Genomic DNA, 22,893 nt, shown 5'->3' with positions numbered 1-22,893 from the left:
AAAAAACGACTCCGATCATCTTGAAATTATTTGAGGCATTGCAGAGTTTTCAATTAAATATTGTTAAGGTTGTTAGAACTTGAAAATGATCAGCAAAATAGGATTTGGAGGAAGTTGTCATTGGTGTACCGAAGCGATTTTTCAATCGCTGAAAGGAGTTATAGCTGTGGAGCAGGGCTGGATTTCATCCATTGGTGACAATTCTACTTTTTCGGAGGCTGTGCTGGTTAATTATGAAACAGAAGAGATTTCTCTGCAAACGCTGATTGCAGTTCATCTTCATACGCATAGCTGCACCTCTATTCACAGCATGCGCTCCAAATACAGATCGGCCATTTACACGTTTACAGATCAGCAGGCTCAGCTTGCGAAGGTTTTACTGGATGAGATGCAATCTGAATTTGATGACAAAATCATAACGCAGATTATTCCTTTTAAAGAATTCAAACTGAATCAGGAAACATACCTGAATTATTATTACAACAATCCCGATAAACCGTTTTGTAAAAATATAGTAAATCCAAAACTGCGACTGCTTCTGAAACAATTTTTCTCAGAGGTCGACCAAACAAAGCTTTCGGAGCAGTTGGCGAGATAGCGTACCAATGAAATCGTCGGTAATATTTTTAAAATTCATATCAGAAAATCGTGGAAGCAACCCTGTAAGTATTGGCATGCGCTTCAAGAATCGTTCGGAGTTGTGGAGAATAACCGCCTCCCATACTGCATTGCAAAGGAATGCCGTGTTTGCTTGCAAGTCGGAAGACCATTTCATCACGCTGCCGACACCCTTGGATCGTGCAAGACATCCGGCCGAACTTGTCTGTCTGAAGAATATCAACACCCGCCTGATAAAAAATAAAATCAGGACGCACCTGCTCAATTAATCCTGGGAGCACTTCGCCGAGTAATTTCAGGTATGTCTGATCGTCCGTTTTGTCGTCAAGCGCGATATCCAGATCGCTTTTTTCTTTTCGGAATGGGTAATTGTTTTTTCCATGCATGGAAAAAGTGAATACTGCTGGCTGATTTAGAAAGATGTTTGCAGTTCCGTTTCCCTGATGAACATCAAGGTCAACAATAAGTACTTTTGAAGCTTTTTTGTGATCGAGCAGATATTGCGCAGCGACTGCCTGGTCATTGATTATACAAAATCCTTCCCCCTGCGCATGGCCTGCATGGTGAGTGCCTCCTGCGATATTAAACGCAACTCCGGTATCCAAAGCTTCAAGTGCCCCCTGGACTGTTCCGTTGGTAATGATTAACTCCCTCCGGACTAGCAGTGGTGTCTGCGTAAAGCCGATCCGTCTCATTTCCCGGTCGCTAAGTTTTCCCTGAATAAACCGGTCTGTATATTCACGATCGTGGACGGCATATACAGCTTCCATATCCACAATGTCCGGACTGAAAAAATTAGATTTTTCTGCTATGCCTTCCCTGAGTAATTGTAAAGGAAGAAGTTCATATTTGTCCATGGGGAAACGGTGGCCTTCCTGAACAGGGTATTTGTATATGGGATCAAAAGCAATTGGGAACATTTGCAGATTGTATAAGCTAGGTAGATATCCAAAGTTACATCCTGATCGCGGAGGAACGTAAATTGGGTAAGTATAAATTGTTTGTAACTAGCTTAATATTAAATAAAAATTATTTGTAAATGTGTTTGAGATTTTGGGATTCGTGTGCGATCTTGATAATTAAAAAATATTAACTCAATGGATACTAAAAGGATTGAAATTGAACTGAACCGGATTGAAATTCTTGAAGCTGAGCAAATTACTTTCATGACTACATCAAATTTCAGGACTGCGCCTTCCGAAAGCGATATTGAAAATGTAGATAAAATTCTTTTAAATTTTCTCTTAGCGAATAAAATCAATTTTGCAGGACCAAAAACGGTTAGGTCGGTGAATGAGTTTGGAAGCTATGAACATCCATACTATATACTGACGCTTTCGCGTCCACAATATACATTGCTCGAAGCATTGCGAGATAAGTATAAGGAAATCTCGGGTCTTACGGTTAGCAGTGAATTTTCAAAGGAATCCACTGAAAAGTTATTACGCGACATGGCTGCCGAAGCCCGGGAAAAGGCAAAAGAAATCGCAGCGAAGGATGGTCTGAAATTGAAAGATGGTTTTCAGTTTGAAAAAATACCAACTGTTCAAAAGGGCTGGACAGTAGCTCCTCCGCCATCAGCCAGGTTAAACGATTTTCGTCAACCGTTGGTAGGAAATTATAAGTTTTTCTTTGAGGCGGAGCGCTAATTTTAGATTTCACGACAGAGACATTCCCTTTTCTTATGTTTTATCCCATGATCGAATGATGACCAGTAACGCGCCACTTTCCGCTTTTTATTTTAGCAGTAGCAAATTCGATTTCTGGCCAATTTATAAGTCAATAAAACAGTATTATCCGTTGGGGATGTCCAGAGAAGGAAGTTTATTTTTTCAATATTCCGGATTTGATGAATTAGGTAAAATAATTATGGAGAATATTCATGATGCAACTGATTTCAAACAAAGGTGGAGTGATTTTGAAAACAAAGTAGGCTTGCTGGCAGATAAGGAAGTGATTGGAACAACTTATGGTCAGGCGCCTTCCTTCAGTGGCTATCTAATATTGGATAGTTTGAGATTGCCTGATAGAACATTAACCAAAGAATTGTTTTTCGCAGTGAGTCTTGTTAGTAAATTTTATACGGTAATCGGTCGGGATAAGACACAGATCAACCTTTCTGAAATCACATTTGCCGAATCAACAAATTTGCTTATTGTATCACCGGAAGGAATTTATCAACCCTTTTTTGAGATGGTTTGCTTGCAAATTGAGAAGCAATTTGATAGTTACCGTTTTGTTCCTTATGAAATAGCTACGCAGTATCTGGAAGGGCTTCATGTCAGGTACACCGACGAGCCTGCTGACAAAATATTCAACGCACTTTTCAACAAGCAGATAGATTTGGATGCAAGTGTGATAGGTGATCGTTACTGTAAAAGTTCGTCTTGGGCGATACAAGAATAACTTGGATTAGCCGAAGTTTTTCAATAACTCTTAATCTCCGTTATAGCCTACCTACTTCAACACAGAAAGCTGAGCCGTATCCGTCGGCAAAATTGTTATTTCTTATTTGGGTCAACTTTAAATACAACGGAGGCTGCCATTGATTGCCCTGTGAAATCCGTTTTGCAAATCATTCGCAGAAATATGAAAGAATTTGGTTGTCGGGGTACCTTGATCGTTCGAAAAAACGTCGTGTTGTTATTCCAAACTCTTTTCAAGGTCATTCAAATCACTTACTAATCGCTAATCGGTTCTCTATGATACGAATTCGTCTACATGTTTTGTTGTTTATTTTGTCCATTTCGTTGTCTTTTGCTCAGACGATTCCTACCCCCAAAGAACATTTTGGTTTCACGATTGGCGATGACTATCAGCTGGCTAATTTTACCCAAACAGAAGCCTACTGGAAGAAACTTGCATCAGTTTCTGATCGGATTAAATTGACAGTTATTGGTAAGACAGCCGAAGGCAGGGATCAATATATGCTGATTGTTTCATCTCCTGAAAATCTTAAACGACTTGAACGATACAAGGAAATTTCAACTAAAATGGCCCGTGCAGAGGGAGTGAGTGAAGAGCAGGCTCGTGCAATGGCGGCAGAAGGGAAGTCAATTGTGTGGATTGATGGCGGTTTACATGCGACCGAGGTTGTTGGGATACACCAATTGATCGAGACAATTTACAATATAGTCAGCCGGAATGATGAAGAAAATAAAAGGATTCTGGATAAGGTTGTTATTCTTTTTACGCATGCAAATCCTGATGGACAGGAGCTGGTTTCGGATTGGTATATGAGAGAAAAAGATCCCGCAAAAAGAAAAAATGAGGGGATACCCAGGCTTTATCAAAAATACGTAGGACACGATAATAACCGCGACTTTTTTATGCAAAACCAGATAGAAAGCCGGAATATGGGTAAGCAGCTCTTCGTGGAATGGATACCGCAGATTATGTACAACCACCATCAGCGTGGTCCGGCGGGCTCTATTTTAGCCGGGCCTCCGTACCGGGATCCATTTAATTATGTTTTTGATCCAATGATGATTACCGGAATTGATGCGGTGGGAGCGGCGATGTATAACCGTTTGAATGCTGAAAACAAACCTGGATTTACGCGCTTGACAGGTTCAAGTTTTTCTACCTGGTACAATGGGGGATTGCGCACAACCACGCACTTTCATAACATGATCGGGATTCTTACCGAGATTATCGGTGGGCCTACGCCGGAGCCAGTTCCGCTGATTCCTGAGCGTTTGATTCCAAATAATAACACTCCTTTTCCGGTAACGCCTCAGAAAACCTGGCATTTTAAACAGTCGATTGATTATTCGGTGTCACTGAACTATTCCGTTCTGGATTATGCAGCGCGTAACAGCGATCACCTGCTTTACAATATTTATGTAATGGGCAAAAATTCCATTAACCGCGGCAGCAACGATTACTGGACACCGACACCCAAACGCGTGGATGAAATCCATCAGGCCTACAAAGCTGATCAGGCGAAGGCAAGGCCACGGGGAATAGAAACAACGGCTTCCGCTGGCGTTGCTCCTCGTACTGGCGGAGGCCTACCTTCAAAATATTATGACGAAATATTTCAGGCTCCTGCCAAACGTGATCCACGGGGTTACATTATTCCCTCGGACCAGGCCGACTTTCCTACTGCGGTTAAATTTATTAACGCTTTGGTAAGGACTGGTATCCAGATCGAAAAATTAACTTCTTCGTTTTCAGTAGCGGGCAAAAATTATCCTGCCGGTTCCTATATTGTCAAAACGGCTCAGGCTTTTCGTCCGCATATCCTCGATATGTTTGAACCCCAGGATTATCCAAATGATTTTCAATATCCCGGCGGTCCTCCTATCAAACCTTATGATGCTGCTGGATGGACACTCGCCTTTCAGATGGGTGTGAAATTTGACCGTATACTGGACCCATTTGACGGACCATTTGAGAAAATGCCGTATGGCCAGTTGCAGCTGGCAGCAGGTAAGGTCACTTCCGGTTCTGCTGGTTATCAGATCAAGGCCAGCGTCAATGACGCTTTCGTAGCTGTCAATGATCTGCTGAAGGCCGGAGCCGATGTTTTTAGACTATCTGACGGTACTTTTTATATTCCTCAAAGTGCAAAGTCAAAAAGTATCGTAGAAAAATCTTCGAAAGAACTCGGTATCCAGGTTGGCGCGGTATCCAAAAAACCTGCCGGATCAATGGAGAAAGTAAAACCGCTAAGAGTAGCGCTCTGGGATACTTATGGCGGCTCAATGCCTTCAGGATGGGTGCGCTGGATTTTGGAACAATACCATTTTCCATTCAATGTTGTTTTTGCCAAAGAAATTGACGGTACTGATTTGCGCAGCAAGTATGATGTAATCGTTTTCGTAACCCGTGCAATATCGGCCCCTTCGCCGCGCGATTCTGTGATGAACGCCATGGCTGTAAGCAGAGGGCCACAAGAAGAGGAAGTTCCGGAAGAATTTCGTCCGATGATGGGATCGCTAACAGCTTCGAAATCCATTCCGCAATTGAAGAAGTTCATGGAAGCTGGTGGGAAAATCGTTTCCATTGGCAGCAGTACCGGACTTGCTTATCATTTGGGCTTGCCTGTTCGTAATGCAATAACCGAGGTAACAAAAAGTGGAAGCAGTGAGCCGCTGCCATCAGAAAAATACTTTATTCCGGGCAGTCTTTTGAATGTGAGCGTCGATACCACCGCAAAAGCGAGCTGGGGAATGAATGCTAAAACCGATGTCTATTTTGACAATAGTCCTGTCTTTACGGTTTCACCTGATGCTATCGCGAAAGGTATTATCAAACCGCTTGCCTGGTTTCCCAACGCAAGTCCGCTTCGGAGCGGGTGGGCGTGGGGGCAGGCATATCTACAGGGTGGGGTAGCAGCCTTTGAAGCCAATGTAGGAAAAGGCAAACTCTACGCTTTCGGGCCGGAAATTACGTTCAGGTCTCAGTCTCATGGAACATTCAAATGGCTGTTTAATCAGCTCTATTAAACTTCGAGACTAGTTTTTTTTATCTAGAAGAAATAAGAAAAGTTCTCAGAAACTGCGCCCGGGCTCAGTTCTGAGAACTTTTCTTATAAATCTTAAATGGTATTATTGTCGTTTTACAACATCAAATTTATTTCTTGTAAACGCGGTATAATCTTCCCTGATCTGTTACAGTATATAACGCACCATCTTTGCCTTCGGTAACATCACGAAAGCGCTGGCCTTCGTTTGCAAGAAGTCTTTCTTCCCCTACCACTTTGTTATTTTCAATGATCAGTCTCGCAATGTGCATGCTGCTCAAACCACCAATGAAAAGATTATTTTTCCATTCCGGAATGCTGTCACTGCTGTAAAATGTAATTCCGCTTGGAGACATTACAGGATCCCAGTAGTATACCGGCTGCTCCATTCCTTCCTTAACCTGAATCGAATCGCCAACTTTTTTGCCGCTGTATTCGATCCCATAAGTGATTGTTGGCCAGCCATAGTTTTTACCTGCTTCGATGCGGTTGAGTTCATCTCCGCCTCTTGGTCCGAATTCAACTTCCCAAAGATCTCCTGAAACAGGATGAAAAGCCAGACCCTGAACATTGCGGTGACCATAAGAATACAACTCTGGTTTTGCTCCGCTCTTACTTTCGAATGGATTGCCAGCGACCGGTTTGCCTTCTTTGGTGATCCGGATCACTTTCCCAAGGCTGGAATTTAATTGCTGAGCCTGCGGCCTGGTTACCGTGTCGGAACGTTCGCCGGTGCTGATGATCAGGTTTGCATTTTTGTCAAAAAGAATGCGGCCTCCATAGTGAAGATTTCCGGCATATGCTGGCGTGGCCCGGTAAATGACCGTTGCGCCTTCAATTTTCTTTTCGTCAGAGGAAAGTTTCCCTTTGGCAACAGCAGTTAGATTTCCATCCGGACGTTTCTCTGAAAATATCCAGTAAATCATACGGTTTGTTCCAAAATCAGGATCCACACGAATTCCTAACAGACCACCTTGTCCGTCAGCGTTTACCGCAGGAATACCAGTGATCGGTGCACTTAAATTACCTTCTGTTGTAGCAATCCGCATTGTGCCTTCTTTTTCCGTAATTATTAAACGGCCGTCGGGAAGGCTTGTGATACCCCACGGACTTTTCAGATCGCTCGTCAAAACTTTCCCTTCGTAAGCGGTGGTTGATTTAACTCCGCCAATCCTGGTTTGTCCCGCAAATGCAGGTTTGTAATCTGAATTGGCTTTTTGGGTTTCTACTGGGGCAGATGTACTGTCGGTTACTGCGGCATCAGAAGTTTCAGAAGATTTTTTTTGACAAGACGTAAAAACAAAAGCTGCTCCGGCAAGTACCAGCAAGATTTTTTTGTTCATCATTATAATATTAAAAGGTTTTAAAAAGGACTGAATAATCAATAGTCAACCCAATATCCATTGTTACAACCTACAAAGAGGTTTTAGTACCAAAAATAATATGTTTTATTTAAAGAAGTCCTTCATAGGGGCAAATTGATTATGAACAGTTTTTTTCAGTACCGTTGGATGCATATCATTACCGTCAAAATCACCCACATACCAGTTCCAGGTTATTCATGCATGCTACGTGAAAATTGGCCCAAACTTCCTAAAAATAGAATCCCCAGAGATCTTTGCATCGCAAAGATCTCTGGGGATTTTGTTTCAACAGAACTTGATTTTACCGATATCGAAATAGTCGGGCTTATTATTTATCCCACCATACTTTTGTATTGTAGGTATCAGCGCCCTGCCTTGCCACTGCTTCATTCAAACTAGTGGCATTCAGGACTTGTTCGCTGCGCGGGTAAGCAAAACGGACAGGAACCTTTCCGCCATTTACATTATCCGGTCCGGCAGTAATTGTCGGGATTCCGGTACGTCGCCAATCAAACCAAGCTTCAAGTCCGGTAAAAAAGAGCGCAATCCATTTTTGTGTACCGACAACCGTAAGTGCATCAGCATCGCTGTACGCTACACCCGGGCTTGTAAGATAATTTGCAGGCATGGTCACATCAACAAAATCGAATGCGGATCTAACACCTTCTTCATAGTACATCTGAGCTGTCTTGGTCGAGGTGACCAGTCCCTTTTTCACCGCTTCGGCCAATACAAATTGAAGCTCGGGATATCCCATAATATATCCTTTGGCTACGTCCAGCCCGCGCTCGGTGATTGAGCCTTTGTAAAAAAGAGCACCAGCCCGTGAAACGTTATTAGGTCCTCCGGCATAGTCCAGCGCAGCAACTTCGTTTAATCCGTTAGGTACTCCCGTATATTTTGGTGCGCCAGCTGCAACAGATGCATCGGTCGGTTGAGCAAAAACTGTAATTCTTGGGTCAGATAGAGCGGTAAGTTTATCTCCCAGATTTTTACTCAAACGAAATTCATCAAAAGATCCCTGACGCGCAGTATACATCGGAAACTGGTTTGGCGCAGAAGTCAAATAACGAAGGGTTGCGTTGTCGCTGTTCTTATTTTCTTCGCTGAAAATCGGAGTGGCAGTTGGGTTGGCAAGAATGGCCTGCATATCCGCCTTTACATCTTTCACATCAGAAATCCTGAGCAGATAACGAAGGCGAAGGCTGTTTGCAAGCTTTTTCCACTGCTGTACGTCGCCATTGTAAATTAAATCTCCCACAACTGTTTCGCCTGGTCCCAGCAGATCGTTGGCCGTTTTCAAATCATTAAGGATTCCTGCATAAATTACTTCCTGCGTCTCATATTTCGGTGTAAATGTGCCGCTGATTCCTTTCGTCGCTTCGGTATATGGAACGTCGCCATACGCATCGGTCAGTAACGAATACATCCAGGCGCGCATGATCAATGAAATACCCTTGTAGTTTTTGGAATTATTCTTGTCGCTCAGCTCAATCAAAAGCTGTACGTTCCGGAGATTGTTATACATGTTATTCCAAAGTCCGTCGCGGTCGCCCCAGGTATAACGGTCCTCAGACACGAACTGAATTTTAGCGGTATGTTGAATAACAATATTGCCAATTCCCCAGCTCTGATTAACCATTTCATTGACGGCGGTACGAATAATACCGGGAAGAAGCAGGTCAGGCGTTACATCGGTGATCGCATTGGGATCCGTGTTTTTTTCTACAAAATCATCGGTACAAGCTGGCAGAAGGAAAAGTGCTGCGACCAGTATGATTATATATTGTTTTGTCTTTTTCATTGTCGTAAGGTTTAGCCTGATTAAAAGTTAAATCCAAGATTGAAACCCCAGCTGCGCGTTGTAGGCATACCAACCGATTCAATACCAGGGATAATTGTTCCGCCGCTTAGCGATGAAGTCTCCGGATCAATATGCGGAACTTTGCTCCATACAGCCAGGTTACGGCCTACAACGGAAACATTCAAACCTCTGATTTTAGCTTTTGATAAGTATTTCGCAGGGACAGTATAGCCAAGTCTGATTTCGCGAAGTTTGGCGTAAGAAGCATTGAAAATTCCGCCTTCCGGGATATCGCGGTTTCCGGTACGTGACTGATGATATTCGCGGGCGGAAAGTTTCACATCATTTGGGCGGAAACTTCCATCTGCATTTTCAATGACACCCTGGGCGATTACGCCATTACCAGGAACGGTCAGATCATATCCATTTGCGCGTCCTTCCAAAGTTTCTTCCAGCTGACCTGCTTCCAGTCCTACAACAAAAGTTTCAGAGAAAATCTGTCCGCCGTGACGGATATCCAAAAGCGCACCCAGACTTACATTTTTATAGGTAAAGGTATTGCGGATACCTGCCATCCAGTCGGCATTATAATTTCCTACCTTGATACGGTTATTCGTGCTGACATACCGGCCAGATTCGTTCAATATTTTCTGGCCAAAATAAGGACTGTTTCTATCTTCAACACGTTTGAAACCAATAGCATACATATCTCCCATGCGTTCGCCAACCTGTGCGCGGATCGATACGCCGTGACGTTCAGCCATTTGGTAATCCTCAACCACACCATCAAATTCGATTACTTTGCTGCGGTTGGCCGACCAGTTCACTCCGATATCCCAACGGAAAGCCTCGGTTTGTATCGGTGTTCCTGAAAGCACAACTTCAAACCCGTAGTTTCTGATCTCACCGGCATTTACGATCCTAGTATTGTACCCAGATGTAAGCGAAACGGGCACGGATGGAAGAATCTGATTTCTTGTATTGATATTATAAAAAGTAAAATCCAGACCTGCACGGCTCTTCAAAAACCGCCATTCAGTACCAATTTCAAAGGATGTACTGATCTCAGGTTTCAGATTGTAATTTACAAGTGTGCTGTTGGAATTGTAAATTGGATAATCACCCCATGGATTGTCGCGGATATAGCCGGATGTGAAACGGTAAGGATCTGTGTCGTTACCTACCTGAGCTAAACTGGTGCGAACTTTACCGAATGAAACCCATTCAGGAAGTTGAACAATATCGCTTACCACTGCACTCAATGATGCAGAAGGATAAAAGTAGGAATTGATCGTTTGTCCTAACGAATCAGCCGCCGCTGGAAGCGTCAGCGCTGTTGACCAGTCATTTCGAGCGGTCACATCCAGGAATAGGAAGTTTTTATAACCAAACTGAACTGACCCGTATAAACTGTTGACTACTTTATTGATATCGTCGATCGAGCTTACCAGCGCGACGCGGGTGTTATTAAAGCTGTAAATTCCAGGGATCAAAAGCTGAGGCGCCGTAACTTCAAAATTATTTGTTTTACTGATCTGGCGGTTTCCTCCAAAATTTGCTCCGATTGTAAAGGTTTCGTTAATCTCTTTTGAAGCGTTAAACAGGAAGTCAAAGTTAGATTCTCCATTTTTTACACGTTCCTCACGGTAGCTGCCAAACGGAAATCTCTGCGTGCTGAAAGCACGTCTTCTTTTTCTGAGATCATTATTAAAGTCAGTACCGCCTCTTACCTGTAAACTCAGCCAATCGTTAAAGTTATATTTAACGGCAATGTTTCCGAAAATCCTGTTCGCGCTTTGGCTGTTCGTATTTTCGTATAGGTTGAAATATGGATTATCGTGGTAGTTATAATTGAAATTGAACTGCTGTTTATTTTCCATTCCGGGAATCCAGTAGTTTTTCAAACTGTTCAAGTCTACATTTTGACCCATCCAGCAGTGCAGCAGATAGATGATACTCTCGGTTCCGTATGTCAGGTTCGGGCGGTTGTCGCTTGCTGAATTTACATAATTCGCCGAGATACGAACAGAAAGTTTTGGCGACAGGTTATAACCGGTGTTGATAGCAAACGTGTTACGCTTTATATCCGTATTTGGAATAATTCCCTTTTGGTCAAGCAACGTGTAGGATAATCTGAAATCGCCCTTTTCATTAGCTCCGGTAACTGAAATGTTGGTATTTTTGGTTATACCTGTTTCGTAGAATTCTTTCAGATCGTTCCCGGGAAGAAAGGGGGTTGGCGTGATCGTTCCACGTGCAGCAAGGTCTGCGGGTGATCCCAGGACACCGTCATCAACCAGGGAGATATCACCGCCACGGAAGCCATTCGAAGTTGGAGAATTGTGTTGGGCAATAAGTCTTCCGTCCATTTGCGGACCCCAGCTTTCATCCACACCATCACGAATACCGCCGCCATTTCCATCTACGAAACTAAATTCACCATTGTTCCCCTGACCATAAACGCGCTGAAAATCAGGAAGTATCAGAGGGTTTTCAAAAGTCAGGCCGGCATTTACCGATACGCCCAGCCCTTTGCTGTTCTTACCTGATTTGGTGGTAATGACGATCACACCGTTCGCGCCGCGGGACCCATACAGTGCCGATGCATTCGCACCTTTAAGCACAGTCATAGATTCTACATCATCCGGATTAATCAGTGAAGCTCCGTTTCCATAATCGAGTTCCTGAAAATCCCGTCCGCTTGAACCCGTTAATGCATTGGTAATTGGTACGCCGTCAATTACAAAAAGCGGCTGGTTTTTATTAATATCAAGAGATTTATCCCCCCGAATGGTTATACGTGCCGAGCCCCCGATACCGCTCGGGCTGGTCATGACTTGAACGCCGGCAATTTTTCCTGCCAGCCCACTGACAAAATTGGTCTCGCGGGCTTTGTCCAAATCCGAACCCTTCAACTCCTGAACCGCATAGCCTAGACGCTTGGTTTCCTGTTTGATACCAAGGGCAGTGACCACCACTTCATTCAGGTTTCTAGCGTCAGGCTGCATGGTGATATCCAGAGAAGTCGCGTTTCCGACCGGAGTTTCTACGGACAGGTAACCGACATAGGAAAATATTAGCGAGACTGCGTTATCGGGAACGCTGATCTGGTATTTTCCTTCACCGTCTGAAATGGTTCCTGAGCTGCTTCCTTTTACGATAACACTTACACCAGGCAGTCCGCTGCCAGTTTCATCGATAATTCGCCCGGTAATAGTTTTGTCGATTCTAATGGTGCTCAGCACATTGAATTCTGCTTTTGAAACCGGAACCAGACTCCCGGCAAGTAACGCCTGGCAAAGCACAACCCGGGAGAGCTTCCGAAAATGTTTAGGAATAGGTAATGTTTTTAACATAAAATAAGCTTTTGAGATGAGTACGACAACTATTCAATCGGCATCTTTCATTTATATTTCGAGGAGAGTTCTTTGTAATTTGTTTAACGTCAAATGCTTTGAAACCTTTGGTTGAGACAAAAATCACTTTTTTGCTGCTTTAATTACTGAAACAAAAATGAAGAAATTGTTAATTGTGAAATAGGAATTATTAAAAAACGGCAGCGGAATTCAAACCTAAATGTTGTTTTGATTATCGCAAATTTATCTCTTCTGGACGCAGGCAAATTGGTCTCAAAATAATTTATGTACGGTGCCTTTTTAAGTTCGATAATCCCTGTAAAACAAGCAATTAAGATAGAAATATTTTTATTTGGATCAAATATCAAGGCAGCTGCAAGTGATAAAAAAATTTTGATGTTTATGGTATGCATAAGCGTTGGCCATTACGGAAAGAGATGGTTTGGGCCTTTGCCAGGAATCAGGCGTTGAGGACGATTTTTTTAAAACTGGCGGAAGATTTAGTATAAGATTTTTTAAGTATTGAGACGACTGAAATTAATTCAAAATTCACTAATAAATTTTTTCAGATGTTAACTCATTTATATTCAGTAAAATAGCGGTTACAAAGAGAGTAAGCTTTTAAGCGTTGTTACAGCAGTCCGGAGGAGCCCAGTATTTTACGCATTTCTTAACTCAAATTTAATTTGGTAATAACAATGATTTTAGTCTGATTTGCTCCCATGGACTGTTTTGCAGCTTCCTCTGGTGATTTTATAATTCTAATTTTTAGCAATGAAAAAAATCTTATTGATTTTAATAGTAAGTGTTTATGCCATTGAAAGCAACGCACAGCTTTTAGATCGCGTTCGGAATAAAGTTGAACAAAAGGTAGGCGAAAAAATTGATCAGTCAATAGACAAGGCAACTCAGAAAAAGAAACCAAAAAATAAAACGGAACCCCAGGAAACGCCTTCACAACCGGAGTCTTCTACAGTGTCAACTAATAGCCCGGAAGCTGAACAAAAACCTCAGAATACAAGCGAAAGAGGTACCGAAATTCATGACATTAATTCTTACTCAAAATTTGATTTTATTGCTGGTGAAAAGGTGATTGTTTTGGAAGATTTTTCTCAGGAGTCACTTGGGGATTTTCCATCAAACTGGAACACCAGGTCAAGCGCTGAGCTCGTAAAGATCGATGGCCGGGAAGGAAAATGGCTTCGTATGGCACAATCCGGCGTATTTTATCCAGAAAATATGAATGGTGATTTGCCTGAAAATTTTACACTTCAAATGGAGCTGATGGCCAACAAACAGGTTGCCGGCATTGGTCAATGGATGATCAGTCTGATCCAGACCAAAACTGTTGATGAAAAGTTTAAAATGGGAGCACAAATGCAAGTGTCGGATGTTGCGAATTTTAAACTCGTTTTTCAGCCGGCATCAGGCAAAGGACAGATGTACTACTCAACGAACCTAATAGGTGATCAGTACAAGAATAGTGTCCCTGAATTTAAAACACCAGACAAGCCAGCGGTTAAAATTTCAATCTGGCGGCAAAAACAACGTATCCGGGTCTATCTGGACAGTACAAAGGTATTGGATCTGCCGAGGGCGCTGGATGCCGGGGCAGTTTTGAATTCCATGATTTTTTCGTCAAGCAATCCCGAATATGACAATAAAGAAGGTGCATTTTTTACGGGGAACATCCGCCTGGCTGTTGGTGCTCCTAATCTGAGAAACAAACTGGCGAGTGCAGGTAAATTCAGTACAAATGGTATTCTCTTTGACGTGAACAGTGATCAGATTAAACCAGAGTCATTTGGTACTTTACAGGATATCGCTCAGTTATTGAAGGAGAATTCCTCACTTAAAGTAAATATTATCGGCTATACAGATTCCGATGGCGATGAACTTACAAATGTCGAACTCTCCAAAAAAAGAGCAAATGCGGTGCGCTCTGCGCTTTCGGCAACGTTTGAAATTGAAGCTTCGCGGCTGCAAAGTGATGGCAAGGGAGAGGCAGAGCCCGTCGATTCTAACGACACGACAGCCGGGAAAGCTAATAACAGGCGTGTTGAATTTGTTAAAATGTAAATCAAGAATTAGGTAAACAGAAGCCGTCGGACTATGTTCGGACGGCTTTTTTTGCAATTTGGAACGTTCCGTCACGTGACTTTCCACTCCCAAAAAAAATGGACAGCTAAATTCTCTCCGTAGCGGGCAGAATAGTGAAGATAAATTAATATTGAAGTAAAACTATTCTGCGGTTGATTCAGCAATTTTGCAAACCTTTGGGAATAGTCATTCAAGATCAGAAAGTTATTCAAATTAGTCTTCGATATAGAACGAAATATCTGTGCATTATTAGGACAATTGAGTTTTTGAATTAAAATTATTAAAAATTAAGATAAAAAATGTATTTAAAACGGTCTGTCTTTTTTGCGGTTTCACTTCTTTTTGGAGACGCTGCTTTTGCACAAAACAGTAAAAATAAAGCTTTGTTTGTGATCGTCGATGGTATATCCTACGAACAGTTAAAAAAAGTATCGACTCCAAATCTGGATGCCATTGCCAAAGTTGGAGGCATTACCCGGGCTTATGTGGGTGGCGAGAAAAAAACCTATTCCCAAACGCCTACGATTTCTGCGGTAGGCTACAACAGCCTTTTGACGGGAACCTGGGTAAATAAACACAACGTATGGGATAACAATATCAAAAAGCCCAACTATCATTACTGGACCATATTCAGATTTTTCCGGGAAGCCTATCCTGCGAAAAAGACGGCAATTTATTCTACCTGGCTTGATAACCGCACTAAGCTGATTGGAACGGATTTACCGGAAACTGGGAAAATGAAAATGGATTATTTTTTCGATGGTTTTGAACTGGATACGATCAACTTCCCACACGACAAAAATGCTGAGTACATCAGTAAGATTGACGGAAAGGTAGTGGATGAGGCTGCCTTACACATTAAAAATGAAGCGCCTGACCTGTCGTGGGTTTATCTCGAATTTACGGACGACATGGGGCACCGTTACGGAAATAGTGATCAATTTTTTAATGCTGTCAAGCGGATGGATACGCAGATGGGCCAGCTTTGGCAGGCGGTCAAGGAAAGGGAGAGTAAGCATGGCGAAAACTGGCAGGTCTTTATTACAACTGATCATGGAAGGGGAGAACCCTCAGGGAAAGATCATGGTGGTCAATCAGATGCCGAGCGCAGTACCTGGATTGTTACCAACGCAAAGGATTTAAATGATTATTTTACGAAATCCGCTGATCACAAGCAAATTCCTTCTATTGTCGATATCATGCCAACCATGGCACGGCATCTGGATCTGAAAATACCGAAAGAACAATTCTTCGAGTTGGACGGAATCTCGTTGACAGGAAAAATTTCCGTGTCAGAGCTGGCAGCTACAAAGGCGGATGGCAAGATAAACGTGAGCTGGTCGGCAAAAAATAATGAAGGTGATGTAAAGATTTGGGTATCTGTTACTAATCATTTTGAAACCGGAGGGAACGACCGCTATATGCTTATGAGTCAGGTACCTGTTTTGGCCGGGAAAGCTTCGATAGATATCAATAAACTGCCAAAGGGTTTTTATAAACTTGTAGTGGAGGGAAAATATAATTCGGTTAACCGCTGGATTGTTGAATAATTAAACTCGATTCGTTGACCGGCGGTCAGGTTATTTCCAAAAAATTAGGCGCAATAAGCTTCCGTTTAGTTTCGGAGATCTTATTGCGCTTATAATTTTATCAACCCTCAAAATAGATTGATTAGATTTTTCTGAGATTAACGGAACCGCTGAATACTAAAATCCCGGGCATCTCCAATTGTTCCGATTCGTGCATTCAGTGTATATATTTGATTATTAACTGCAACGCTGGTTGTTGCACCTAAGTAACCGACCTCATCAAATTTTAGGATCGAAGCAGTTTTCCAGTTGTCGCTGCTGCGAAGTTGAGCGACGCGTGCTCCACCTGTCACGACGTACAAATCGCCATCAAGAAGTGTTAAACCATCACCCGGAAGCGCGCCTGTGCCTATAATTTCACTCACCTGATTGCCATTTTGTAAATCCACTTTAAAGAGTTTTCCCTGTCCGGTGTTCGCAACGATGAGGTAACCGTCAGGATGGTAAACAATCCCATTTAATCCAAAACCAGGGCTTGTAAAATTAACTTCATCCCGCGCCAGAACACTGGCAATTCCATCCGGAGAAACCCGGTAAATCACCGGCGAAAAAGAGTCAGTAACAAAGGCGGTACCATCCGGCGCAAGTGTTACGTCGTTAGCGAAGTTCCGCTGCTCAGCCGGGATCAGCGAAGCCAGATTTGTGCGGCGTTCCAATTGTCGTGTAGTCAGGTTGAAGACCAAAAGTTCTGCGGTTTGAAAAGCGCCTGCTGTTGTACTTTTAACTGATATACCACGGTCACTGTTGCAAACAAATGCGTAATTTCCGGCAACTTTCATACCGATTCCGCTGATCAATTCCGGTGCGTTAATCAAATCTTCATATTTTCCGTCGGTGCTGACCGTCCCGATTTTCCCTAATGGGATTGAAGTTATCAGGAATTTCGATAACTGAGAAGAGTAAGCTATCCCTTCCGGGTATTGGCGCTCAGCTACAAAATCGATACGTTCGGGAAATGGCGCATTTGGACTATCGCGGTGATCTTCACAAGCGCTAAGGCCCAGCACAGAAATAAGTGTTAAAGACTGAATGAGGCGAGATGATTTCATAAAATGTAGTTTGGTTAAGTTGATATGAATGTAATGCTGGTTAGATTGAGATGAATTCCTGAAACTTGTTAGTTGAATGAAATGAGGTAATTAACTAAATTTCAATCGCCTGACTCAGAGTTCTCCTCACTGTGTGTTATTTAAATTATTGTGCCAAAGTTAGTTGGCGCATTACTAGGGTAGACAACGTTGTCTAGTTTTTGAAGTACTGTTGAAAACGCATTAGTATCCGCGCATGTTAGAACGGGGAGCATTTGCTGCATATGCAAAGGAGCGACATGAAAGAAATCATGCCGCTCCTTGAAAAATATTAATTCGAAATAATGAGACTGTGAACCTGTAAAAGTTAATTAGCAGCGACCTGGGTATGGCTTTCTACTACCAAATTTTAAATCTTTTCAACTTGCTGCGACTGATTGGCTTTTACAAGATTGCCTGAATAATTCCGCCGATCCTTGCTCGTTATACTTTGTTGAACGGGCAAGGCAAATACCAGATTTCCAAATCAATCAATGATCATAAACCCTGTGCATTCTTATATTTCGATTAGGACGGATTACCAGCGGGACCTTTTCGGTTTTTACTGAGCTGCTATCCAAACCAAACCATTTAGCTTCTGAGTTTGTAATGCTTTTTATACTGAAATAAAATTTCATTACGAATTCGTCAAACCAGGAAAGATCATTTTCGACGGACAGGAAACGTTCCAGGACAACAAACCGAAAATCGCCCATTACATTTTGCCGGTTTAGGGATTCATAACGACTGGTCACATCAACTTCTTTATTTAAAACCATATCTTCCACCACTTTTCGTAAAAAGAGATTGATGCGCTGTTCAATTCTAAATCCCAGGCGGAAAGTAATTTTAATTACATCATCTTCGGCCATCACATTCACATGATAGTCCATTGTATATGGTTCGTTTGTCGTTTCCACGTGCACAAACCAATAGATATCAGCCCTTTTTGGACGTTTTTGGAAAATTGAGTAAAGAATCTTGCTCTCGATTTCATCTTCCTGATCAGCATTTGACATAAAGATCAGGTGTGTCGCATATTTAGGTATGCTGATGTCATTGCTAAGTTCTTTCAGAGATGAAATATGGCGTTTCAAATCAACAAATTCTGTTAACCGAAGTTTGATATAATGGGCTTTCAACCATAAACCCATCACAGCTGCTATGACCAAAGCAAGCAGCAGTGAAACCCAGCCACCATGTGAGAATTTAAGTAAATTAGCCGCAAGAAATGAAATTTCAATAGCCAGATAAACGAGTAAAAACACGCCCGCTGCGATTTTATTTTTCTTAATTACGAATAAGTAAAAGGAAAACAAAACCGTTGTCATAATCATTGTCAGCGTAATGGCGAGGCCATACGCCGCTTCCATATGGGTCGATTCTTCAAAATAGAGAACCACGCCGATACATCCTGCCCAAAGAAGCCAGTTTAAACTTGGAACGTAAAGCTGTCCCTTCTGGTCACTTGGGTAGATCAGTCGAACTTTTGGCCAAAGATTAAGTCGGATCGCTTCCGAAATCAACGTAAATGAACCGCTAATCAGTGCCTGACTAGCTATGACCGCGGCCATCGTTGCAATGCTGATTCCGGCAATAAGCCACCAACCTGGCATAATTTCATAAAACGGTTTCCGGCCATCAAGAAGCTCGCCGGCGTGAAGAGCCAGCCAGGCACCTTGTCCGAAATAATTAATTACAAGACAGGATTTAACGAAAATCCAGCTTACTCTGATATTGCCCTTTCCGCAATGTCCCAGATCTGAGTAAAGCGCTTCTGCCCCTGTCGTACAGAGAAAAACAGCGCCCAATAACCAAAAACCGTTTGGTTGTGATACGAGTAAGTTGTAGGCATAGTAGGGATTAAGAGCTTTCAGGATTTCCGGATGCTGAATAACCTGCGCAGCTCCCAAAACGAATAGCATTAAAAACCAGATGGTCATGACGGGGCCGAACGCCCTTCCCACCAGCGTGGTGCCAAAAATCTGTATGATGAATAATAACGTAATGATACCAATGACAATAGGCATTGTCTCAATCTCAGGATAAATAATTCTTAAACCTTCAATAGCCGAAGACACAGACATTGGCGGCGTGATAATCCCATCTGCCAGCAATGTGCTCGCCCCAATAATTGCCGGTACTATGAGCCATTTTGCATTTTTTCGGATTAATGTATAAAGAGCAAGAATTCCACCTTCACCATTGTTGTCCGCTCTCAGGATTAATATGACATATTTTAGCGTTGTTTGGAGAGATAGTGTCCAGAAAATGCATGATACGGCTCCATAAATCAGGTCGAGTGAGATGCGCTCCGTTCCAATGATTGCCTGCATTGTGTATAACGGCGATGTACCGATGTCACCATAGATAATGCCAAGCGCAATTAAAAGTCCAGCAGCAGACGCCTTTGAACTGTGTTTGTCCATATTCATTTAATACTTTTTATTTATTGAAACGTAAGTTGTTGATGTTTGTCACAATGGCTATTTCAAAGTAATCCCTTTTTTTTATATTTAACGGCACCTGGCTGATAATAAATGTAACCACTGATTTTTGCGCCATAAAAAGATTATCATATGATGCGGATTTTCTCATCAGTAAGCTGAAAGAGCAGTGTATCTATTTCAAGGGAGATATCGGAAGCGAAGTGGTATAAATTATTTGAGAATCCTGGCGGAAAAATATATTTGGTAGCAGCTATCAAGATATAAAATATCACCCTCGAAAAAGAATTGTCGAAGGTGATCTTTTTATGCGTTAAGCATTTAGTGAGATTATTTGTGAACAGTAATCCAGCCGGATTTTTCTGGGGCAACGACCTCTGGAAATTCTTCGTCGGGACTTGTAGTCAATAATTCAAATTTCTGTGATAACAAATCCAGTACCTTCTGATTATCAGATCTGACGTAAGCTTTGCCAAGCTTTGTATTGTATTGGATCTCAACATTTTGCACCAGTCCGTTGGGCTGGGCTGATAGAAAATCGCTTAAATCTTCTCCATTTCCCCAAAACAATAATGTTTGCATAGTTAAGATGTGACTGGTTGTAAAAATGAAAATTTCAATATTGCAATGTGCTAATATAAAGATAATTCTGAATTAAATGAAGGCTGTGAGGACCGATAGATTTTATAAAATTGATCCTGACATGATTTGGTACGAATATTATATTAAAAGGGCAGAGTTTGCAAATAACGCAGGTTTACGATTTATTTGATCGGATAAAAGTTATGCCGACACTGACCAAATAAAAATTTCCAGGTAACTGCGTAGATCCTTGGAAGTAAATTTTCAAATATTACAGCATTTAAAAACAATAATTATAACCTTAAAATGAATATGAAGACGAATTTGGCGAGGTATTTCACAGTTTTGTTATTTGTCATGGCAGCCTTCGCCCAGACCTCAGCGTTAGCAGAAAAAAGAGAGCTTTATCAATTGAAGGTTTATCACTTAAAAGATGAGAAGCAGCGTGATTGTTTGGAAAATTATTTGAAACAGGCTTATATACCTGCACTTCATCGGGCAGGAATCGGAAAAGTTGGCGTTTTCAAACCAGCAGGAAATGCAGATTCGCTGATTTATGTGCTCATTCCATTTAAGTCTGCAAAACAATTCTTTTCGCTATCTGACAATATAGCTGCCGACAAGAATTATCTTACCGCCGGAGATGATTATTTGAATACCAGTTTTGATAACCCTGTCTTTAAAAGCATAGAGTCAATTTTGATGGAATCCATTTCCGGTATGCCTGTGCTGAGTGTTCCTACGCTTAAATCAGATGCTGCCGACAGAATATACGAACTTAGAAGATACGAAGCTGCCACTGAAAAGCTGCATGAAAATAAGATAAGTCAGTTCAATAATGGTGAATTAGATATATTTAAACGGCTTGGGTTCAATACTGTTTTCTGCGGTAAAGTTAAAGCCGGTAGTAAATTGCCAAGCCTTGTTTATATGACATCTTTTGAAAATAAAGCGGAACGGGATGCGCATTGGAAAGCTTTTAGCGCCGATTCAGAATGGATCAAACTGAATTCGCAGCCAAAATATGCGCATAATTTTTTAAGGGCAGATATTTATTTGTTAAACCCGGTGAGTTATTCAGAAATATAAGCGAAAATTTCGCGTGTTGAAAAGATCTTTATATCCACGGCACATTAAAAGTTTGATTCATTTAAATTAATTTCCTGTGAAATTAGAACAGTACATTCTTACATTTTTTCTTTTTTGGACAGCTATGGTGTTATGTACACCTGGCTTTGCGCAGAAGAAGTATGAGCGGGAATACAGTATCAAATCAAATGAAGTACCGCAGCAAGCTTTGAAGTTGGTATCCTCAATCTTTCCAAAATCAAGAATCCACTGGTACAGAGAAGAAAGTCTTACCGGGAATTCTATCGAGGCGAAATTGAAGTCTTCCGGAAAACGGTTTAGTATTGAGTTTGACGAAACCGGAAATTTGCAGGATGTTGAAATAATGTCAAATATTAGTGAAATGTCTTCAGAGGGACGCAAAGTGTTAAAAGAAGAACTCAGCAAATCTTTTGAGAAATATAGGATTGAGAAAGTCCAGCTTCAATGGGTCGGGCAGGAAAGTAAAATTAAGAAATCTTTGCTTGAATTAACTGCCACAGATGGTATCCGGACCAGGTATGAACTGATAATAAAGGGAACCAGGGATGGGAAAGAAAATTATTTTGAGATACTTTCTGAAAGCGATGGCAGGATAGTTACCACCCGGGAGATTGTACAACGTAATACAGATAACTTGATTTACTGATGTACAAATTAACTCTTACCGGACTTTTAGTTCTTCTTACTTCTTTTTCAGTTTTTAGTCAATCGAACTATCGGGCTGGTTCGCTTACGCAGATAAATATTAATGCCAAAGTTGCAGAAACCTGGAAGCTCAACACAAAGCTGGAAGCAAGACAAATATTTTCCAGTAGACAGCCGGGAGAAGTTGTCAACAATGGATTCGAATATGAAAGAACGGATTTAGGTTTTATGCTTACGAAAAAGGTTTCGGCTGACAATTCTCTGGGTGGCGGGTACATGGTCCGCATGGAAGATGGCAGTTTCACGCATCGACTAAGTCAGCAATTTAGCAGTGTTAATACGCTGGAAGTTCTTAGTATTGCACATCGCGTTGTGGCAGACGAGACTTTTAACAATGTTGACCCTGCGGAGTTCCGCCTGCGGTATCGCCTCGGTATGGAATTGCCTCTGAATGGCCAACAAGTTGATCCTAAGGAATTCTATGGTAAGTTTAACAACGAATATTTGGGCATCTTTGCCGGAAGTAACCCGGACCTGGAAATTCGCGGTTTACTTTCATTGGGTTATAACGCTGCCGATAATAACAAACTGGAATTGGGCTTTGAGTATCGCATAAATGGTTTTAACGAGTCAGTTAATGCACAACAATTCTGGGTTACAATTGCCTGGTTTGTGAGTATCTGAAATGCCTGGTTTTTTAAATTTCCCTGCCAGAAATGTATTACGAGACCGAGGATCCGA

At 41.9% G+C, this 22,893-nt stretch carries 16 protein-coding genes; 9 read left to right on the top strand and 7 right to left on the bottom strand.

Features of this window, described 5'->3' with window-relative positions:
* Positions 1-85: 85 nt before the first annotated feature.
* Complete coding sequence (locus L0657_RS24330; protein ID WP_235153378.1) at positions 86-598, top strand: peptide-methionine (S)-S-oxide reductase; 513 nt, start codon at positions 86-88, stop codon at positions 596-598.
* 40 nt (positions 599-638) lie between these two features.
* On the opposite strand, the gene L0657_RS24325 is transcribed toward L0657_RS24330, so the two are convergent.
* The gene (locus L0657_RS24325) at positions 639-1,538 is read right to left on the bottom strand and encodes a histone deacetylase (RefSeq protein WP_235153377.1); all 900 of its coding nucleotides are present in this window, start codon (positions 1,536-1,538) and stop codon (positions 639-641) included.
* 177 nt (positions 1,539-1,715) lie between these two features.
* Here L0657_RS24325 and L0657_RS24320 point away from each other — a divergent pair, with 177 nt between their 5' ends.
* From L0657_RS24320 to L0657_RS24310, 3 genes are all read left to right on the top strand, one after another.
* Complete coding sequence (locus tag L0657_RS24320; protein WP_235153376.1) at positions 1,716-2,267, top strand: hypothetical protein; 552 nt, start codon at positions 1,716-1,718, stop codon at positions 2,265-2,267.
* A gap of 55 nt (positions 2,268-2,322) precedes the next feature.
* Positions 2,323-3,024: a hypothetical protein gene (locus L0657_RS24315; protein WP_235153375.1), complete on the top strand. Its 702-nt coding sequence runs from the start codon at positions 2,323-2,325 to the stop codon at positions 3,022-3,024.
* Positions 3,025-3,320: 296 nt separating this feature from the next.
* On the top strand, positions 3,321-6,071 hold the full coding sequence (locus L0657_RS24310) for a M14 family metallopeptidase (RefSeq protein ID WP_235153374.1): 2,751 nt from the start codon (positions 3,321-3,323) through the stop codon (positions 6,069-6,071).
* Positions 6,072-6,198: 127 nt separating this feature from the next.
* On the opposite strand, the gene L0657_RS24305 is transcribed toward L0657_RS24310, so the two are convergent.
* The 3 genes from L0657_RS24305 to L0657_RS24295 form a co-directional block, all read right to left on the bottom strand.
* Positions 6,199-7,431, bottom strand: coding sequence for a PQQ-dependent sugar dehydrogenase (locus L0657_RS24305; RefSeq protein ID WP_235153579.1), 1,233 nt, complete (start codon positions 7,429-7,431; stop codon positions 6,199-6,201).
* Positions 7,432-7,780: 349 nt separating this feature from the next.
* Positions 7,781-9,256, bottom strand: a complete 1,476-nt coding sequence (locus L0657_RS24300; protein ID WP_235153373.1) for a SusD/RagB family nutrient-binding outer membrane lipoprotein — start codon at positions 9,254-9,256, stop codon at positions 7,781-7,783.
* A gap of 20 nt (positions 9,257-9,276) precedes the next feature.
* The gene (locus L0657_RS24295; RefSeq protein WP_235153372.1) at positions 9,277-12,612 is read right to left on the bottom strand and encodes a SusC/RagA family TonB-linked outer membrane protein; all 3,336 of its coding nucleotides are present in this window, start codon (positions 12,610-12,612) and stop codon (positions 9,277-9,279) included.
* A gap of 774 nt (positions 12,613-13,386) precedes the next feature.
* On the opposite strand from L0657_RS24295, the gene L0657_RS24290 reads away from it, so the two are divergent.
* Together L0657_RS24290 and L0657_RS24285 are read left to right on the top strand one after the other, a co-directional pair.
* Complete coding sequence (locus tag L0657_RS24290; RefSeq protein ID WP_235153371.1) at positions 13,387-14,691, top strand: OmpA family protein; 1,305 nt, start codon at positions 13,387-13,389, stop codon at positions 14,689-14,691.
* 320 nt (positions 14,692-15,011) lie between these two features.
* A complete protein-coding gene (locus L0657_RS24285; protein WP_235153370.1) occupies positions 15,012-16,262 on the top strand; it encodes an alkaline phosphatase family protein in 1,251 nt (416 codons plus the stop codon).
* A 137-nt stretch (positions 16,263-16,399) separates the two neighbouring features.
* Here the strand turns inward: L0657_RS24285 and L0657_RS24280 are convergent, their stop codons facing one another.
* The 3 genes from L0657_RS24280 to L0657_RS24270 form a co-directional block, all read right to left on the bottom strand.
* Positions 16,400-17,350: an SMP-30/gluconolactonase/LRE family protein gene (locus L0657_RS24280; RefSeq protein ID WP_235153369.1), complete on the bottom strand. Its 951-nt coding sequence runs from the start codon at positions 17,348-17,350 to the stop codon at positions 16,400-16,402.
* 509 nt (positions 17,351-17,859) lie between these two features.
* Positions 17,860-19,803, bottom strand: a complete 1,944-nt coding sequence (locus tag L0657_RS24275) for a KUP/HAK/KT family potassium transporter (protein ID WP_235153368.1) — start codon at positions 19,801-19,803, stop codon at positions 17,860-17,862.
* Between the two features lie 342 nt (positions 19,804-20,145).
* Complete coding sequence (locus L0657_RS24270; RefSeq protein WP_235153367.1) at positions 20,146-20,397, bottom strand: hypothetical protein; 252 nt, start codon at positions 20,395-20,397, stop codon at positions 20,146-20,148.
* A gap of 312 nt (positions 20,398-20,709) precedes the next feature.
* On the opposite strand from L0657_RS24270, the gene L0657_RS24265 reads away from it, so the two are divergent.
* The 3 genes from L0657_RS24265 to L0657_RS24255 all read left to right on the top strand — a co-directional run bounded on the left by L0657_RS24265 (position 20,710) and on the right by L0657_RS24255 (position 22,836).
* A complete protein-coding gene (locus tag L0657_RS24265; protein ID WP_235153366.1) occupies positions 20,710-21,486 on the top strand; it encodes an NIPSNAP family protein in 777 nt (258 codons plus the stop codon).
* 76 nt (positions 21,487-21,562) lie between these two features.
* Positions 21,563-22,153: a hypothetical protein gene (locus L0657_RS24260; protein WP_235153365.1), complete on the top strand. Its 591-nt coding sequence runs from the start codon at positions 21,563-21,565 to the stop codon at positions 22,151-22,153.
* Entirely contained in the window at positions 22,153-22,836 is a 684-nt protein-coding gene (locus tag L0657_RS24255) for a DUF2490 domain-containing protein (protein WP_235153364.1), read from the top strand. The genes L0657_RS24260 and L0657_RS24255 overlap by 1 nt, the downstream gene beginning before the upstream one ends.
* Positions 22,837-22,893 lie beyond the last annotated feature (57 nt).

Source organism: Dyadobacter sp. CY345 (assembly GCF_021502725.1).
Lineage (GTDB): Bacteria > Bacteroidota > Bacteroidia > Cytophagales > Spirosomataceae > Dyadobacter.
Note: the sequence above shows the minus strand (reverse complement) of the source record. Positions and strands in the feature narration are given on the sequence as shown.

Bases quoted from the DNA above. Each gene is read 5' to 3' on its own strand.
- L0657_RS24305 (WP_235153579.1), bottom strand. From the start codon at position 7,431: ATGAACAAAAAAATCTTGCTGGTACTTGCCGGAGCAGCTTTTGTTTTT.
- L0657_RS24330 (WP_235153378.1), top strand. From the start codon at position 86: ATGATCAGCAAAATAGGATTTGGAGGAAGTTGTCATTGGTGTACCGAA.
- L0657_RS24310 (WP_235153374.1), top strand. From the start codon at position 3,321: ATGATACGAATTCGTCTACATGTTTTGTTGTTTATTTTGTCCATTTCG.
- L0657_RS24255 (WP_235153364.1), top strand. From the start codon at position 22,153: ATGTACAAATTAACTCTTACCGGACTTTTAGTTCTTCTTACTTCTTTT.
- L0657_RS24280 (WP_235153369.1), bottom strand. From the start codon at position 17,350: ATGAAATCATCTCGCCTCATTCAGTCTTTAACACTTATTTCTGTGCTG.
- L0657_RS24295 (WP_235153372.1), bottom strand. From the start codon at position 12,612: ATGTTAAAAACATTACCTATTCCTAAACATTTTCGGAAGCTCTCCCGG.
- L0657_RS24265 (WP_235153366.1), top strand. From the start codon at position 20,710: ATGAAGACGAATTTGGCGAGGTATTTCACAGTTTTGTTATTTGTCATG.
- L0657_RS24290 (WP_235153371.1), top strand. From the start codon at position 13,387: ATGAAAAAAATCTTATTGATTTTAATAGTAAGTGTTTATGCCATTGAA.
- L0657_RS24285 (WP_235153370.1), top strand. From the start codon at position 15,012: ATGTATTTAAAACGGTCTGTCTTTTTTGCGGTTTCACTTCTTTTTGGA.
- L0657_RS24320 (WP_235153376.1), top strand. From the start codon at position 1,716: ATGGATACTAAAAGGATTGAAATTGAACTGAACCGGATTGAAATTCTT.
- L0657_RS24325 (WP_235153377.1), bottom strand. From the start codon at position 1,538: ATGTTCCCAATTGCTTTTGATCCCATATACAAATACCCTGTTCAGGAA.
- L0657_RS24275 (WP_235153368.1), bottom strand. From the start codon at position 19,803: ATGAATATGGACAAACACAGTTCAAAGGCGTCTGCTGCTGGACTTTTA.
- L0657_RS24300 (WP_235153373.1), bottom strand. From the start codon at position 9,256: ATGAAAAAGACAAAACAATATATAATCATACTGGTCGCAGCACTTTTC.
- L0657_RS24270 (WP_235153367.1), bottom strand. From the start codon at position 20,397: ATGCAAACATTATTGTTTTGGGGAAATGGAGAAGATTTAAGCGATTTT.
- L0657_RS24315 (WP_235153375.1), top strand. From the start codon at position 2,323: ATGATGACCAGTAACGCGCCACTTTCCGCTTTTTATTTTAGCAGTAGC.